14 protein-coding genes and 1 pseudogene are annotated in these 15,899 nt (G+C 66.2%); 10 read left to right on the top strand and 5 right to left on the bottom strand.

The window, feature by feature from the left end:
* Window positions 1-63: 63 nt before the first annotated feature.
* From AC5RVD_RS01090 to AC5RVD_RS01075, 4 genes are read right to left on the bottom strand one after another with little or no spacing between them, the layout of a single operon-like run.
* Window positions 64-1,332: an ABC transporter ATP-binding protein gene (locus AC5RVD_RS01090; protein WP_494112834.1), complete on the bottom strand. Its 1,269-nt coding sequence runs from the start codon at window positions 1,330-1,332 to the stop codon at window positions 64-66.
* Window positions 1,333-1,356: 24 nt separating this feature from the next.
* On the bottom strand, window positions 1,357-2,199 hold the full coding sequence (locus tag AC5RVD_RS01085; protein WP_494112835.1) for a carbohydrate ABC transporter permease: 843 nt from the start codon (window positions 2,197-2,199) through the stop codon (window positions 1,357-1,359).
* Window positions 2,199-3,149 carry a carbohydrate ABC transporter permease gene (locus tag AC5RVD_RS01080; RefSeq protein WP_494112862.1) on the bottom strand — a complete coding sequence of 317 codons (951 nt, stop codon included), beginning with the start codon at window positions 3,147-3,149 and terminating at the stop codon, window positions 2,199-2,201. Before AC5RVD_RS01080 ends, AC5RVD_RS01085 begins: the two co-directional genes overlap by 1 nt.
* 23 nt (window positions 3,150-3,172) lie before the next feature.
* Entirely contained in the window at window positions 3,173-4,492 is a 1,320-nt protein-coding gene (locus AC5RVD_RS01075; RefSeq protein WP_494125670.1) for an extracellular solute-binding protein, read from the bottom strand.
* Window positions 4,493-4,711: 219 nt separating this feature from the next.
* Between AC5RVD_RS01075 and AC5RVD_RS01070 the strand changes: the two genes are divergently transcribed.
* The 4 genes from AC5RVD_RS01070 to dcd all read left to right on the top strand — a co-directional run bounded on the left by AC5RVD_RS01070 (window position 4,712) and on the right by dcd (window position 7,930).
* Window positions 4,712-5,527 carry a DUF1684 domain-containing protein gene (locus AC5RVD_RS01070; RefSeq protein WP_494112837.1) on the top strand — a complete coding sequence of 272 codons (816 nt, stop codon included), beginning with the start codon at window positions 4,712-4,714 and terminating at the stop codon, window positions 5,525-5,527.
* Between the two features lie 51 nt (window positions 5,528-5,578).
* Window positions 5,579-6,196 (top strand): DinB family protein, encoded by a 618-nt coding sequence (locus AC5RVD_RS01065; RefSeq protein WP_494125669.1) that lies wholly within the window; start codon window positions 5,579-5,581, stop codon window positions 6,194-6,196.
* A gap of 94 nt (window positions 6,197-6,290) precedes the next feature.
* Window positions 6,291-7,148 (top strand): tryptophan 2,3-dioxygenase, encoded by an 858-nt coding sequence (locus tag AC5RVD_RS01060; RefSeq protein WP_494125668.1) that lies wholly within the window; start codon window positions 6,291-6,293, stop codon window positions 7,146-7,148.
* A 200-nt stretch (window positions 7,149-7,348) separates the two neighbouring features.
* Window positions 7,349-7,930, top strand: a complete 582-nt coding sequence (gene dcd / locus AC5RVD_RS01055) for a dCTP deaminase (RefSeq protein WP_494112840.1) — start codon at window positions 7,349-7,351, stop codon at window positions 7,928-7,930.
* A gap of 10 nt (window positions 7,931-7,940) precedes the next feature.
* On the opposite strand, the gene AC5RVD_RS01050 is transcribed toward dcd, so the two are convergent.
* Window positions 7,941-9,329 carry an MFS transporter gene (locus tag AC5RVD_RS01050; protein ID WP_494125667.1) on the bottom strand — a complete coding sequence of 463 codons (1,389 nt, stop codon included), beginning with the start codon at window positions 9,327-9,329 and terminating at the stop codon, window positions 7,941-7,943.
* A 216-nt stretch (window positions 9,330-9,545) separates the two neighbouring features.
* Between AC5RVD_RS01050 and AC5RVD_RS01045 the strand changes: the two genes are divergently transcribed.
* The 6 genes and pseudogenes from AC5RVD_RS01045 to mnhG all read left to right on the top strand — a co-directional run.
* Window positions 9,546-12,548 carry a Na+/H+ antiporter subunit A gene (locus AC5RVD_RS01045; protein ID WP_494112842.1) on the top strand — a complete coding sequence of 1,001 codons (3,003 nt, stop codon included), beginning with the start codon at window positions 9,546-9,548 and terminating at the stop codon, window positions 12,546-12,548.
* Window positions 12,545-13,018 (top strand): Na(+)/H(+) antiporter subunit C, encoded by a 474-nt coding sequence (locus tag AC5RVD_RS01040; protein WP_494112843.1) that lies wholly within the window; start codon window positions 12,545-12,547, stop codon window positions 13,016-13,018. The genes AC5RVD_RS01045 and AC5RVD_RS01040 overlap by 4 nt, the downstream gene beginning before the upstream one ends.
* Entirely contained in the window at window positions 13,015-14,637 is a 1,623-nt protein-coding gene (locus AC5RVD_RS01035) for a Na+/H+ antiporter subunit D (RefSeq protein WP_494125666.1), read from the top strand. Before AC5RVD_RS01040 ends, AC5RVD_RS01035 begins: the two co-directional genes overlap by 4 nt.
* The gene (locus tag AC5RVD_RS01030; RefSeq protein WP_494125665.1) at window positions 14,634-15,194 is read left to right on the top strand and encodes a Na+/H+ antiporter subunit E; all 561 of its coding nucleotides are present in this window, start codon (window positions 14,634-14,636) and stop codon (window positions 15,192-15,194) included. The genes AC5RVD_RS01035 and AC5RVD_RS01030 overlap by 4 nt, the downstream gene beginning before the upstream one ends.
* Complete coding sequence (locus tag AC5RVD_RS01025; protein ID WP_494125664.1) at window positions 15,191-15,475, top strand: MrpF/PhaF family protein; 285 nt, start codon at window positions 15,191-15,193, stop codon at window positions 15,473-15,475. Before AC5RVD_RS01030 ends, AC5RVD_RS01025 begins: the two co-directional genes overlap by 4 nt.
* A pseudogene (gene mnhG / locus AC5RVD_RS01020) lies at window positions 15,465-15,830 on the top strand (monovalent cation/H(+) antiporter subunit G); the annotation flags it as partial. The gene AC5RVD_RS01025 and the pseudogene mnhG, both read left to right, overlap by 11 nt.
* Between the last annotated feature and the right edge of the window lie 69 nt (window positions 15,831-15,899).

The following is a 15,899-nucleotide window of genomic DNA, read 5'->3' as shown; positions in this document are numbered from 1 at the left end:
CGTGCAGGCGGATCCAGTCAACAACGGAACCGAGTTTACCCCAGTTCGGCGGCAGTCCGGAATTCAGGCCGGCTGGCCGGCCGCGGAGGCTTCACGTTCGCGGGCCTCGGCAATTTCCTCTGCCCGGGCACGGTTGGCCTCCTCCGTCAGCGCCGCGCCGGCCGAGGCATCACGGGTCAGGTTTTCACCGGTCTCGGGGTCGAACAGATGCATCTTTCGCGTGTCCAGCCAGAGTTCGGCGGAGCGTCCGCCGCGAATCCGGCTGGCGGCATCCAGCGTGACCACGATCTGCGGCCGCAGTTCCTCGGCGTCCATGTCGCTGGCCAGCGAATTCAGCAGCTCCCGCACGGCGGGATCCGGATCGAAGTTGATGTAGCCGTACTGCTCGTTCCCCAGCCACTCGGTGTGGGTCAGTTCGGCCATGAACGTGGATCCCTGGTCCTTCTTGTGTTCTTCCACCAGCGAGGCGTCCTCAAAGAACTCGGGCCGAAGACCCGCGAGCACGACCCTCCTGCCTTCGGCCGCCCTGGCCCTGTCACCGGCCACGGGGATGTCGCCGATCGGCGTCTTCAGGACGCTTCCCTCCAAGGTGGCCGGCAGGAAGTTCATGGACGGCGATCCGATGAAGCCTGCCACGAACAGGTTGACGGGCTGCTCATAAAGTTCCCGCGGGGAAGCGATCTGCTGCAACAAGCCCTTTTTCAGCACCGCTACCCGGTCGCCAAGGGTCATCGCCTCGGTCTGGTCGTGCGTGACGTAGACGCTGGTGACTCCCAGCCGCCGCTGCATCTGCGAGATTTCGGAACGCATCTGGCCCCGCAGCTTCGCGTCCAGGTTGGACAGCGGCTCGTCGAAGAGGAAGGCATCGGCCTGGCGCACGATAGCCCGGCCCATGGCAACGCGCTGCCGCTGGCCGCCGGACAGGTTCCCCGGCTTGCGCTCCAGATGGTCGGTCAGTTCCAAGGTCTTCGCGGCACCGGTGACGCGCTTCCGGATGTCGTCCTCGGTGAACTTACCCTTGGCCAGGCGCAGCGGAAACGCGATGTTCTCGAACACTGTCAGGTGCGGGTAGAGGGCATAATTCTGGAACACCATGGCCAGGTTCCGGTCCCGGGGGGCCTTCTCGTTGACCCGCTCGCCGTCGATTAACAGGTCGCCGGAGGTGATGTCCTCGAGCCCAACGATCATGCGCAGCAGGGTTGACTTGCCGCAGCCGGACGGGCCCACGAGGATGATGAATTCGCCGTCGGCGATGTCGATGCTGACGTCGTTGACGGCGGCGAAACCGTCGCCGTATTCCTTGACGAGGTTCTGCAGCGTGATCGATGCCATGGGAGGTCCTTTCCTGCCGCGGGCTTAGCCCTTGACGGCGCCTTGGGTCAGGCCGGAGACGATTTGGCGCTGGAACAGCAGGACCAGCAGCACAATGGGGATGGTGACGATGATGGCCGCCGCCGAGATCGCCCCGACGGGGGACTCGAACTGGGAGGCGCCGGTGAAAAACGCCAGTGCCGCGGGAACCGGCCGCGCCGCTTCGGTGGACGTCAGCGAGATGCCGTAGACGAAGTCGTTCCACGCGATGAAGAAGGCGATGATCGCCGTCGTGAAGACACCCGGTGCGGCCAGCGGCACGATGGCCTTGCGGAATGCTTGCCAGGTGGTGGCCCCGTCAACCTGCGCGGCCTGTTCCAGTTCCCACGGAATCTGGCGGAAAAAGGCGGCCAGGGTCCAGATGGAGATGGGCAGGGTCAGGGAGAGGTAGGGAATGATCAGCCCGGGCCAGGTGTCATAGAGGCCGATGGTCCGCCAGACGTTGAACAGCGGGGTGACGATGGAGATGACCGGGAAGATGGACACTGCCAGCGCGGTGGTCAGGATGACCTTCTTGCCGGGGAAATCCAGCCGTGCAATCGCGTAGGCGCACAGCGTGGCCAACACGACGGCGATGAAAGTCGCGATCAGCGCGATGCCGATCGAATTCCACAGGGAGCTGAGGAACAGCCCCTGCGCCGAGCCGACCAGGATCTGTTCATAATTGGCGCCCGTCCACGTGCCGGGGAGGAACTTGCCGGACGTCAGGTCACTGGGCAGCTTGAACGATGTGGCCAGGATGGAGGCCACCGGGAACAGGGCATACAGCACCACCAGCACGGAGATGATGGTCCACGTAACCCGCTCCTTGGTCCGCGACGCTCGCATCACTTGCCTCCTCTCTGGCCGGCAAGGTCGACCTTGAACAGCTTGACGGCAATGAAACAGATCAGCAGTACGCACACGAAGAGCAGCACGGAAACGGCCGAGCCAAGCCCGATCTCCAGCCGCCCGATGGACGTGCGGTAGGCCAGCAGCGAGAGCACCTCGGTGTTGAACGCACCGTTGGTCATGATGAACACGTTGTCGAAGATGCGGAACGCGTCCAGCGCCCGGAAGAGCACGGCCACCATGATCGCGGCCTTCATGTTCGGCAGGACCACCCGGCGCATCCGCTGCCACCAGGTAGCGCCGTCAACCTCGGCCGCCTCGGTCAATTCGTCGGGGACCTGGGCCAGGCCGGCCAGCAGCAGCAGCGAGATGAACGGGGTGGTTTTCCAGATTTCGCTGGCCATGATCACGGCCAGCGAGGTCCAGGTGCCGGCGAACCAGTTGAGGTCCTCATCGATCCCGGGCACCCAGTTGAACCAGGCGTTCACGAAGCCGGAGTTGATGTCGAACATGTAGAACCAGGCAAACGCGGAGACCACGGTGATGATGCCGTACGGGACCAGGATCGCGGTCCGCAGCCAGCCGCGCACCGCCTTGAGCGCCTTGTGCATGACCAACGCCAGGGCGAAGCCCAGGATGAGTTCGACGACGACGGTCACCACCGTGATCAGCAGCGTCACGCCCAGGTCCCGCCACCACACGATATCGGTGAGGATCACCCCGTAGTTGCCCAGCCCGAGGAACTCGCGTTCGTCGGGGGCTGTGAGCCGGTAGCTGAAGAGCGAGTCGAACAATGCCTGCAGGATCGGGTAGGCGGTCACGGCCAGCATCATGACGAACGCAGGGCCGGCCAGCAGCCAGCCGAGCCGCCGCTCTGCCTTGGCCCGGTCGCTGTACTGTTGGGTTGCCCGGTGTCGGCCGTCGCGTCCCGTCCGGCCGTTCGGCAGGGTTGGAATTTCGGTCGAGGTGCTCACAGCAGGTTCTCCCCCCGTAAGACGGAGACGATGAAGTCGGAAGTCTCCTGCGGCGTAGTCGCCGGATCCACTTGGGACGGCGGGGCGAAATTCTGCTGCAGGCTGGTGGACACTTCGTTGTAGAACACGGTTTGCGGCCGAGGTGCGGACAGTTCCAGCGACTCCCGGATGGTGTCGGCCATCGGGAAGGCTTCCTCAATCCGGGGATCCTCGTACGCCTCGGTATTCGAGGGCGGATTGCCGTTGGTGATGAAATACTCGGCCTGGTTCTCCGGGGCGACGATGCATTCGATGGCCGCGTAGGCCAAATCCGGGTGCTCGCTGGCCGCCCCGACACCCAGGTTGATGCCGCCGAGCGGCGGAGCGGCGGGGTCGGTTTCGTTCATCTGCGGGTAGAGCGTCCAGCCGATGTCCTCGATCAGCGAGGCATCCACCGTGCCGTCTTCCGCGGCGGTGTTCGTCGCCGGCCAGACGAACGGCCAGTTGACCATGAACGAGCCCTCGTCGCCCTGGAACAGGATCATGGAATTGTTCTCGTCCTGGGTCGGCAGGCCCGGGCCGCCCAGGCCCTCCCTGCCGATGGTGGAGATGACCTCTGCCGCTTCGGTACCGGGTTCGCTGGCCAGACCCAGTTGAATCTGGTCGGCGTCCGCCTCGGGGTTCTCCAGAATCTGGCCGCCGGCCGATTCGACCAACGCGTTCAGCCAGACGGTCATGGACTCTCCGCGCTGGCCCTGGACGCCCAAGAATTTTTCCTGCTCGGCCGCGGCATCCATCAGCTGCTGCCAGGTGACCGGCTGCGTCATGTCCAGGCCCGCTGCCTCGGCCACGGACTTCCGGTACCACAGCAGTTGCGTGTTGGCCCAGAACGGGACGGCGACCAGCCGGTCTTTCCACGTTGCCCCCGCGAGCGCGCCCTCCACGACATTCTGCGTGGTGCGCTGGGCCACGTCGTCCGGGACCGGAGCCAGGAATCCTGGTTCGGCCAGCTCCGGGATGAACGGCGGGTCCAAACTCATGATGTCCAGCGACGCATCGCCGGCTGCCAGGCGCCGGGCAAGCTGCTCGCGCTGCGACGCGGCTTCATTGGGCAGCAGCGAGGTTTCGATTCGGTACTCGCCGCCCGCCTGCTCGGTGCACAGCTGCGCGATGGCAGCCTGCCCGCCGTCGTCGGGATTGATATACCAGGTCAGCGTGGGAGGCCCCTCCCCGGAGCCGCAGCCGGCCAGCAGTGTGGCGCCCAGTGCCAGCGTCACTGCTGCCCCCATGCGGGCCGTCGCGCGCCGGCGCAACCGCCGGTTTCCGTCTCTGGGCATCGGCATGAGCCTCCCAATCTGGTAGACGCACTGGCCGCCCGGCTTCCGTTGCGCTTTGTGCCACGCAGCCTTGTGAAATAGAGCGTATTCGCATGCAGGCGAATGCGCCATGGTCGGGATGACAAGGAGCTTGCCGGCACGGGGAATACCGCGCGGCGGGCGGCACGTTGTGCCCGTACCGCCCGGCAATTGCCCGGCGATGACCGAGGGAAGGCGAGCATGACCAATCCACGTGACGAGACCCGCAGGCGGGAAAGCTGGCTCCGGTTCAGGGACAACCGCAACCAGGCGCTGGCGGCGGAGCACGGCTGGCTCACGCTCACCTCGCTGCAGTGGCTGCCGGCCGAACCGGCGCGGCTGGAACAGGTCACCGGCCTGTGGAGCGCCAACGGCCCGGCATCCGGCGGCGGCCACGCCTCGTTGACGGCGACCGCCGACGATGGCTTGTACTGGGCAGAAAGCGGGGAGCCGGCAATAGGCACCTTGACGGCAACCCTGGGAAATGAGGAATCGCTGCTCTGGGTGCGCCGCGGCAGCATCGCCGTCGAATTGGCCGTCCGCGGCGACCGGTACGCGGTCCGGACCCGGGACAATGACTCGCCCAACCGGCAGGACTTCGACGGGGTCCCGGTTTTCGATTACAACCCGGACCTGGTGGTGGCCGGCCGGTTCGAAGCGTATCCGGAACCCCTCACCCTGCAGATTGCCACGTCAAACCCGGACGTGGGAGGGATCGCCACCGCGGTCGGGACGGTCAGCTTCGAATTGGGCGGCACCGTCCACACCTTGGTGGCGGAACCGGAGAAACTGGGCGCCTTGTCGTTGAACTTCCACGACGAAACCAACGGAGACAGCACCGCCGGCTGGCGTTCCGTGGTGACCCGCCGTCCCGGCCCCGACGGCACGGTACTGATCGATTTCAACCGGGCCACCAACTTTCCCAGCGCCTTCACCGACTTCGGCATCTGCCCGATGCCTGTGGAGGGCAACATCATCGCGGCACCGGTGGAAGCCGGTGAGCGCCGCGTGAGCTGACATTCGCGGAGAATGGTGGCGCCGGCGGCAGGTCTACGGCAGGATCATCGGATGGAACCAACGGCGGAAGACTTCCGCACCATCACCGATGACCTGGCCAGCCGCTTGGCGGAGCTCCCCGACGATGCCTGGGAAAAGCCCGCGCTGGAGTTGGAGTGGAGCTGCCGCGAGACGGCGGCCCACGTCATGGACGACTTCGCGTTCTACGCCCTGCAGCTGTCAGGCCGGAAACCGCCGCAGGACGGCTACGTAGTGCTGCTGGACCCGCCGCCGTGGCGCCCGGGCGGGCCGCCCATCCTGTTCTGGCCCGACCCTTCCACGGGAACGGCCGGCATCGCGAGTTGTTTCGATGCCGCCGCTGGATTGCTGTACGCGGTGACCGCCACCGCCCCCGGCACCCACCGCGGCTACCATCCGGCCGGGACCTCGGACGCCTCGGGTTTCGCGGCGATGGGCATCGCCGAAGCCGTGCTGCATGGATTCGACATCCTGGCTGTCCACGGGGTCGGATACCGGCCCGACGAAGCTGTCATAGGGCGGGTACTGAACCGCATATTTCCGGCGGCTCGGCGCACGGACGATCCCTGGCAGGATCTGCTCAGCGCCAGCGGCAGGACGCCCGAAACCCGCGGACAGAAGTGGCGGTGGGACTCCTCGGTCCGTGGCTGACGGCGCCCAGCGCGGCGGCGGAGGCATTCGCGGCGTCGGGGCCGTAGGCTGGTAGCAGGCCTGCAACGAGGCAGGAGAACCGACGGAAGCCGCCATGACCGTAGACAAGAACACCCGACGTCTCGAGGAAGACATCGAGACCGATTTCTCGGACAAGATGAGTTACGGCTCCTATCTGTCCTTGGACCAGTTGCTCTCTGCCCAGCACCCGGTCAGCAGCCCGGAGCACCACGACGAGATGCTGTTCATCATTCAGCACCAGACGTCCGAGCTGTGGTTGAAGCTGGTGCTGCACGAGCTGCGCACCGTACGGCAGAAGCTGCGAGACGACGACCTGCGGTTCGCCATGAAAGGCATCGCCCGGATTAAGCACATCCAGCGCTCGCTGACCGAGCAATGGTCGGTGCTGGCCACGCTGACGCCGTCCGAATACGCCGAATTCCGCGGCGATTTGGGATCGGCGTCGGGCTTCCAGTCCTACCAGTACCGGGCCGTGGAGTTCCTGCTGGGCAACAAGAACAGGGGCATGCTGGCCGTCTTTGCGGACGATCCCGCCGCCCAGGTCATGCTCGGCGAGCTGCTGGAACAAAGCAGCGTGTACGACGAATTCCTGGCCTACCTGCACCGGCACGGCTACCCGGTTCCGGCGGAACTGCTGGACCGCGACGTGACCGAGGCGCACGAGTTCAACCCGGAGCTGGTGGGGACCTTCAAGGCCGTCTACGAGAACGCCGGCGCGAACTGGGACGTCTACGAGGCCTGCGAAGAACTGGTGGACCTGGAGGACAACTTCCAGCTCTGGCGCTTCCGGCACCTGAAGACGGTGGAGCGGACCATCGGGATGAAGCATGGCACCGGCGGATCCTCCGGCGCCGGCTTCCTTCGCCGGGCGCTGGAGCTCACCTTCTTCCCCGAGCTGTACGCGGTGCGCACGGAAATCGGCAAGGCCTGACCGGCGGCCTTAAAGCTGCCGGCGGAGGCCGTTCGTTCCCCCGCCGACAGCGGCCCGGTGGCCGCCAACGAGGTGCTGCGGCCCGCCTGGTTCAATGGTCGCACCCCCACACCGATCGGGACAGAGGCCAGGCGCAAAAGCCCGGGGGGCGGCCGCGTCATGCGTCAGGGGAGGGGGTCGGTCCCGTGTATTTTTGAAGTGTGCTGATCTCCGACCGCGATATTCGTGCCGAACTGGACTCCCAACGCATCGTCCTGGATCCGTTCCAACCGGACATGATCCAGCCCTCAAGCGTCGACGTGCGGCTTGACCGGTTCTTCCGGCTGTTCGACAACCACAAGTACGCCCACATTGACCCGGAGCTGGAGCAGCCGGAGCTGACCCGGCTGGTGGAGGTGGACCCCGAGGAACCGTTCGTCCTGCATCCCGGCGAATTCGTGCTCGGCTCCACGTACGAGACGGTGACGCTGCCCGATGACATCGCAGCCAGGCTGGAGGGCAAGTCCTCGCTGGGCCGGCTGGGCCTGCTGACCCACTCGACGGCAGGATTTATCGACCCCGGTTTCTCCGGGCACGTAACGCTGGAGCTCTCCAACATGGCGACGCTGCCGATCATGCTGTGGCCGGGTTCCAAGATCGGCCAGCTGTGCTTTTTCCGGTTGTCCTCGCCGGCGGAGCATCCGTACGGTTCCGGGGAATACGGCAACCGGTACCAGGGCCAGCGCGGCCCCACCGCTTCGCGCAGCTACCAGAACTTCCACCGCACGGTCATCGAACGCTGATCCGGGCCGCTCAGGCGCTGGGAGTACTGGCGCGCTGGATCCGGGCCGGCGTCTTGACCGGCAGCAGCGCCAGGAGGCCGGCCAGCAGCACCACCAGGATGCCCAGGATGCCGTGACGCTGTTCGCCGAAGACGGTGATGGACAGGGCAAACAGGGACGGGGCCAGGAAGCTGACGGCGCGCCCGGTGGTGGCGTAGAGGCCGAAGAACTCCCCCTCCTCGCCGCGCGGCGCGAGCCGGGCCAAGTAGGCACGCGACGACGATTGGGCCGGCCCCACGAACAGGCACAGCAGCAGGCCGAAGACCCAGAACGTGGTATCACCGGACCACGCGTTGCCCAAGAACACGTGGTTCCCCGGGCCCAACGCGAAAATGGCGACGGCGGCTACGATCAGCCCGATCAGCGCCCCCACAATGACGTTCTTCGGGCCGATGCGGTCGTCCAGCACCCCGCCCGCCACGGCACCGATCGCCGCGACAACATTTCCGGCGATGGCGAAGACGATCACCTGGCTGAGCGAGAAACCGAAGGTGCCCGCCGCGATCACCCCGCCGAAGGTAAACACCGCCGCGAGCCCGTCGCGGAAGATGGCGCTGGCGATCAGGAAGAAAATCGTGTGCGGGCTGGAGGTGAAGATTGCCTTGATGCGGCGGAAGAGCAGCCCGTAGGACGCAAAGAAACTGAGCGACGCGGCCGCAGGCTGGCGCGGGATCTCCGGGACCGCGAAAAGTACCGGCAGCGCGAAGGCCATGAACCACACGGCGCAGAACACCGCCACCAGGCGGATGTTCAGTCCGTTCTCCGCAGTCGCCCCAAACCAGCCGGTTTCCGGCAGGACGAAGCCGACCAGCACCAGGGCAAGCGCCACAACTCCGCCGACGTAACCCATGGCCCAGCCGAAGCCGCTGACCTTGCCGATGGTCGACGGCGTGGAGATTTGGGTGAGCATCGCGTAGTAGTTCACATTCGCGAACTCGAAAAAGATGTTGGCCAGCGCGATGAGTCCCACGCCCAGGAAGAGGAAGCCGGGGGAGGGGAAGACGAAGAAGCACAGGCCGGTCAATACTGCGACAGCCACGCTGTTGAGCCCGAGCCAAAGCCTGCGGCGGCCGCCGGTGTCGGAACGTTGCCCGGTGACCGGGGCCAGCAGGGCGATGGCCAACCCGGCGATGGCCAGGCCGTAACCGAGGATTTCGGACGCGAACGCTTCGCCGCCGAACGCATCGCTGGTCAGATAGACGGTGAATACAAACGTTGTCATGACCGCGTTGAAGGCCGCCGAGCCCCAGTCCCAGGAGGCCCAGGCCAGGACGTGCTTTCTATTCAACCGCTCCGCGGCCGCGCCGCCCGCTTTGCCGCCCGCATCTTGGGTTGCCGGAATGCCGGCCGAGTCAGTCATACCGCGATGCTATCCGTTTCGCCCGCTGCGAACTTTGAGCAGCGCCGGGTGCCGCGTGAATCTTTGGCGAACAAGCAGATTGCGCGCTTGCCGTAGGTTCCCGACGGCTGTTTGCGACCCTCCGCGGGCGCCGCACCGTCTATGCCATGGGTAGAATGGACCTTGGCCATGTCCGTCTAATCCTTGGTAAACCTAAAGGAAGTTCCGGAGTATCCCGTGCTGATTGTGCTCACCCTGCTTTTTGCGGTGGCCTTTATAGCGCCCTTAATTTTCCGGAAGCTCGGACGGTCAACATTTTATATCCTGGCCGCGGTTCCCGCCGCCGGATTCGTCTGGCTGATCGCCACGTTCGACAGCTACACCGGCGCGAACCAGAAGGCACTCGACGGCGCTCCCAACGCTCCGCCGTCTGAGGTCTTCGCCTGGGTCCCGGGCCTGCAGCTGGAACTGGCCTTTCGGATGGACACGCTCGCGGCGGTGCTGTGCATCCTGATCCTGGGCGTCGGCGCCCTGGTGTTGTTCTACTGTGCCCGCTACTTCAAGGCCGACGATCCGGACATCGGTCCTTTCGGTGCACAGCTGCTGGCCTTTAGCGGTGCCATGTTCGGCTTGGTCACCGCCGACGACCTGATCCTGCTCTACATCTTCTGGGAACTCACCACCGTCCTGTCCTACCTGCTGATCGGTTACGCCAGGCACCGGCTGTCCGCGCGCCGGTCCGCGTTGCAGGCCCTGATGGTCACCACCCTGGGCGGATTGACCATGCTGGTCGGCCTGCTGATGATCGGCCAGACGGCCGGCACTTACCGGATCTCCGAGATCCTCGCAGCAGCCGGAACGCTGATGGCCCACGGGCAGATCATCGACATAGCCATTCTGCTGGTACTCATCGGGGCCATCAGCAAGTCCGCGCTGGTGCCCTTCCACTTCTGGCTCCCGGCGGCCATGGCGGCACCGACCCCGGTCAGCGCCTACCTGCATGCCGCCGCCATGGTGAAGGCTGGCATCTACCTGGTAGCGCGGCTGTCGCCCGGATTCTCCAGTACCGACTACTGGCACGGCGTCGTGCTGGGGCTCGGGCTGCTGACCATGCTGGTGGGCGGCTGGCAGGCCATGCGCCAGAACGACCTCAAGTTGATCCTGGCCTATGGCACGGTCAGCCAACTGGGGTTCCTGACCCTGGTGGTCGGGCTCGGCTCGCAGGAAGCCGCGCTGGCCGGGATGGGCCTGCTGCTGGCCCACGGTTTCTTTAAGGCGACCCTGTTCCTGGTGGTGGGCATCATCGATCACCAGGCCGGAACGCGTGACATCCGCGAACTGTCGCACCTGTACCGCAAGGCCCCGAAACTGTTCGCGGTCGCCCTGATCGGTGCAGCGTCCATGGCCGGCCTGCCGCCGTTGCTGGGTTTCGTCGCCAAAGAGTCCGTCTACGAAGCCTTCATCCACCGGGCCGGCGTCTCTGGCTGGGTGGGGGGCCTGCTCCTGGCCGGCGTTGTGGCCGGATCCATCCTGACCTTCGCCTACAGCGCCCGCTTTATCTGGGGCGGCTTCGCGGCCAAACCCGGCCGCGAGGCCATCGAATTCAAGGCTGTTCCGTGGGCCTTCCTGGCGGCACCCGCCGTGCTTGCCGTGGCCACCGTGTTGTTCGGACTCTGGCCCGCTCCGGTCGAAGCCGCCGTCGCGCCCTATGCCGGCCTGTTCACACTGGACACCGCAGCCACACACCTGGCACTGTGGCACGGATTCACGCCGGCTCTCGGCCTGACCGTCATCACCATCGCCACCGGCGTCGCCCTGTTCCTGCTGCGCACCCCTATCGCCGCTTTCCAGGCCCGGATCCGCTTCGTCCCGGACGCCGACCGGATCTACCGCGGCATCATCGGCGTGCTGGACGAGGTGGCCATCTGGGTCACCGGACGGACCCAGCGAGGCTCGCTGGTCTTTTACCTGTGTGTGATCCTGATCGTGGCGATCGTGACTCCGCTGAGCGCCATCGTACTGATGGATGCCCCGCTGCCGGAGAGCCTGGTGTGGTTCGATACCCCCGCGCAGGCCATCGCGGGGATAATCGTGGCGGCAGGCGCATTGGGGGCCATCCGCGCGAACAAGCGCTTCATGGCGGTGCTGATGGTCTCGGTGGCCGGCTACGGGTTGGCCTTCATCTTCGCCATGCACGGGGCGCCGGACATTGCCTTGACCCAACTGCTGGTGGAAACGATCTCCCTGGTGGCCATCGTGCTGGCCCTTCGTTCGCTGCCGGCCCGGCTGTGGCTGCGCACGCCAGGACGGTTCAAACTGTTGCGAGCCATCATCGGAGCCGCTTTCGGCCTCACGATGATTGTGATCGCGATGACGGCGATGGCGGCACGCACGGCAGCTCCGGTGTCCCTGGCCCTGCCGCAGCTGGCCTACGAGGGCGGCGGCGGCGAGAACATCGTCAACGTCATCCTGGTGGACATCAGGGCCTGGGACACGTTCGGCGAGATTGCGGTGCTGGCACTGGCTGCTACCGGCGTGGCCAGCTTGATCTTCATCCGGAGCCGCGGGGAGAAGCGTCCGGAACCCGTGGACGCCGTGGCCAGCGGATCGGTGGGGCGCGGCTACGAGACGGTGGCCCATTCGGACCGCGAGGCAGCAGCCCTGGCGACGGCCCGCAAGTTCGCCGTCGTGCCGCGCGACGCCTGGCTGGTGGCCGGCCGTACCCTCGCGCCGGAACGCCGCTCCATCATCTTCGAGGTGATCACCCGCCTGCTCTTCCACTCGGTGATGATCTTCTCCGTCTACCTGCTGTTGACCGGCCACAACCTCCCCGGCGGCGGGTTCGCGGGCGGCCTGCTGGCCGGTATTGCCCTGACCGTCCGCTATTTGGCCGGCGGACGGATCGAGCTGGCGGAAGCCACGCCCATCAGTGCGGGCCTGTTGCTCGGCCTGGGGCTTGGCGCCGCGGCGCTGACCGCCGTCGTCCCGATCTTCCTGGGCGGCCAGGTCTTCCAGAGCGCGATCCTTGAGTTCAGCCTCCCGGTCTTCGGCGAACACAAGTTCGTCACATCGACGATCTTCGACATCGGGGTCTACCTGGTGGTGGTGGGCCTGGTGCTCGACGTGCTGCGCAGCTTCGGCGCCGAGATCGACGAACGCACCGAGGAACGCACCCACGGGCGCCGCAAGAGTGCCGAACTGCAAGTACCCGAAGCGATCGAGGAGGAGGTGTCCCGGTGACTGTTAACCTGACGCTGCTCCTGGTGATGGGCGTACTGTTCGCGGTGGGCGTCTACCTGATCCTCGAGCGCAGCCTGACCCGGGTGATGCTCGGCCTGATGCTCATCACCAACGGTGCCAACCTGCTCCTGCTCACCACCGGCGGGCCGGCGGGCCTGGCGCCCATCTTCGGCAGCGACATCCCCGCGGACGCCTACAGCGATCCGTTGCCGCAGGCGTTGATCCTTACCTCCATCGTGATTTCCTTCGCCGTCACCGCTTTCATGCTGGCCATCATCTACCGCTCCTGGGTGCTGGGACGGCAGGACGAGGTCCAGGACGATATCGAGGACCGCCGGGTGGCCAACCAGCCCACCTTCGATGCCGAGGACGACGCGGAGATCCCGGCCGAGACCACCGAGTTCGTCCCGCCGGACGAAGCCGAAGAAACGCCAGCCACCACCAGGTCCCGGATGGAGGGAAAGCAGTGAACGCCGCCACCATTGCGCCGCTGGCAGTAGTCCTGCCGCTGCTGGGTGCTGCCCTGGCGTTCGTGCTGATCCGCCACCCAAACGCGCAGCGCCGGACCGGTGCCATCACGCTCACGGTGACGTTGGCACTGGAGACCGTGATGCTGGCCTCGGCCTGGACCAGCGGGGCGCAGGCGGTGAACCTCGGCGGTTGGCTTCCCCCCTTCGGCATCACCCTGGTGGTGGATGAGCTGTCCGCGCTGATGCTGGTGGTCTCCTCGGCCGTCAGCCTGGCGGTGCTGCTGTATGCCTCGGGCCAGGGCATGACGGACAGCGACGAGGAAGGCCCGGTCTCGATCTTCCACCCGACGTACCTGATCCTGGTGGCCGGGGTTTCCAACGCGTTCCTGACCGGCGACCTGTTCAACCTGTATGTCGGCTTCGAAATGCTGCTCACGGCCAGTTACGTGCTGATGACTCTTGGCGGCACCAGCCCGCGGATCCGTGCCGGGGTGACGTACGTCGTCGTCAGCGTCATCTCCTCGGTGCTGTTCCTGGTCTCCATCGCGATGATCTACGCGGCCACCGGGACCATTAATATGGCCGACCTGGCGATCAAGCTCGGCGAACTGGATCCGGCAACGCAGATGACGCTGCATTTGATGCTGCTGGTGGCCTTCGGCATCAAGGCGGCGGTCTTCCCGCTGTCCTTCTGGTTGCCCGACTCGTATCCGACGGCGCCGGCGCCGGTCACCGCGGTGTTTGCCGGCCTGCTCACCAAGGTCGGCGTCTATGCCATGATCCGCACCGAGACGCTGCTGTTCCCTGGCGACCGGCTCAACACGTTCCTGATGGTCGTGGCGGTCCTGACCATGGTGGTAGGCATCCTCGGGGCCGTGGCGCAGATCGACATCAAGCGCATGCTCTCCTTCACCCTGGTCAGCCACATCGGCTACATGGTCTTTGGCCTGGCCATGTCCTCGGTGGTGGGCCTGGGCGCGGCGGTCTATTATGTGGCGCACCATATTACGGTGCAGACCAGCCTGTTCCTGGTCGCCGGCCTGATCGAACGCCGCGGCGGGACCACCAACATGGACCGGCTGGGCGGCATGGCCAAGCTGTCGCCGCTGCTGGCCATCCTGTTCTTCGTGCCGGCCATGAACCTGGCCGGCATCCCGCCGTTCTCGGGTTTCCTGGGCAAGATCGGGCTCGTGCAGGGCGGCGTGGAGCTGGGCACCCCGGTCGCCTGGGTACTGGTGGCGGGCAGCATGGTCACGTCGCTGCTGACCCTACTGGCCATGGCGCGGGTCTGGAACCGCGTGTTCTGGCGGCGCCCCGAAGATGCCGAGCACCCGGACCCGGTCCTGGTGGCCACCAAGCCCGATGGATCCGCCGTGCGGACCACCCGCCATGTGGAGGACCACCCGCACGGGCGGTTCACCGGGCGGGGCATCGTTCAGCTGCTGCCGCTGCCCATGGTCTGGCCGACGGTCGGGCTGGTGGCGATGGGCCTTGCCCTGACGCTGTTCGCCGGTCCCCTGTTCGAGCTCAGCGACCAGGCGGCGCGGGAGATGCTGCAGCGCACCCCGTACATCGAGGCCGTCCTGGGTGAGGGCGCCCTGCAGGAGGGGGGCCAATGAGGAAACCGCGCATCTCCATCTGGGTCGAGCTGCCGCTGCTGGCTTGGCTGGTCATCCTCTGGGGCTCCCTGTGGCAGGATTTCAGCCCCGGCAACCTGATCTTCGGCCTGCTGATCGCGCTGGTCATCGTGAACCTGTTCTACCTGCCGCCGGTCGAACTCAGCGGACGCTTCAATCCGCTGGCGGCGCTGGTCTTCGCTGTCACGTTCGTGTGGCAGGTGGCGGTGGCGAGCGTCGAAGTCCTGTGGCTGGCCCTTACCCGGGGCCCGACGCTGCGCAACGCGGTGGTGGCGGTCCGGCTGCGAAGCCATTCCGACCTGCTGGTGACTGCGACCGGGCATGCCATTTCGTTGATCCCCGGCAGCTTCGTGGTGGATGTGGACCGCTCGACGTCCACCCTTTACCTGCACGTGATCGACGTGGCCACCGAGGAGGCCGCTGAACGTTTCCGGGCAGACGTGCGGCGGATCGAGGCGGGCCTGATCCGGATGATGGGCACCAAGGAAGAACTGGCAATCGTCAAGGCCGAAGGTACCGGCAGGGGAGGTGCAGTGTGAACGGGGAAGTCATTCCGGTTGCCCAAGTCGTCGTGAGCGCAGTGCTGGGCGCGGCCGCGGTACTGTCGCTGATCCGCCTCGCCCGCGGCCCCTCGCTGCTGGACCGGCTGCTGGCCATTGACGTGCTGCTGGCGATTGTCTGCGCCGGACTCATCGTGGACATGGCCGCCGGCGGCCACCTGAACAACCTGACGCTGGTCGTTGTCATCTGCGTTGTCGGTTTCATCGGCTCGGTCGCCGTGGCCCGTTTCGTGACGGACGGGCGGCCCCGTGAACACTGACCTGATACTCGACGTCGCGACCGCCGTCTGCCTGATCGCCGGCGCGGGGATGTCCCTGGCCGCGGCCATCGGCCTGCTGCGGTTCCCGGACCTGCTCTCACGGATGCACGCCGCCACGAAACCGCAGGTGTTCGGCCTGCTGCTGCTGCTGACGGGACTGGGATTGCAGCTGCGCAGCTGGGCGGCGGTGCCCTTGCTCCTCATAGCCTGGCTGTTCCAGTTGCTCACCGTGCCGGTTTCCGCCCACATGGTGGGCCGGGCCGGATACCGCACCAAACACCTGCGCAAGGAAATCCTCAGCGTGGACGACCTCGATGCGGTGGTGGAGGCAGCGGCCGAGGAAGATTCAGCGGCCGCACCCGACGACGTCGCGCCTTCCGGCAGCGACGCCGGCAGCGGTGTCGCAGCCGGCGGCCAGGGGGAG

This window comes from Arthrobacter sp. THG-b23 (assembly GCF_059091265.1).
The sequence above is the reverse complement of the archived record's forward strand: the minus strand, read 5'-3'. Positions and strand labels throughout refer to the sequence as shown.

Bases quoted from the DNA above. Each gene is read 5' to 3' on its own strand.
- AC5RVD_RS01030 (WP_494125665.1), top strand. From the start codon at position 14,634: ATGAGGAAACCGCGCATCTCCATCTGGGTCGAGCTGCCGCTGCTGGCT.
- AC5RVD_RS01050 (WP_494125667.1), bottom strand. From the start codon at position 9,329: ATGACTGACTCGGCCGGCATTCCGGCAACCCAAGATGCGGGCGGCAAA.
- AC5RVD_RS01070 (WP_494112837.1), top strand. From the start codon at position 4,712: ATGACCAATCCACGTGACGAGACCCGCAGGCGGGAAAGCTGGCTCCGG.
- AC5RVD_RS01090 (WP_494112834.1), bottom strand. From the start codon at position 1,332: ATGGCATCGATCACGCTGCAGAACCTCGTCAAGGAATACGGCGACGGT.
- AC5RVD_RS01075 (WP_494125670.1), bottom strand. From the start codon at position 4,492: ATGCCCAGAGACGGAAACCGGCGGTTGCGCCGGCGCGCGACGGCCCGC.
- AC5RVD_RS01060 (WP_494125668.1), top strand. From the start codon at position 6,291: ATGACCGTAGACAAGAACACCCGACGTCTCGAGGAAGACATCGAGACC.
- AC5RVD_RS01085 (WP_494112835.1), bottom strand. From the start codon at position 2,199: ATGCGAGCGTCGCGGACCAAGGAGCGGGTTACGTGGACCATCATCTCC.
- AC5RVD_RS01065 (WP_494125669.1), top strand. From the start codon at position 5,579: ATGGAACCAACGGCGGAAGACTTCCGCACCATCACCGATGACCTGGCC.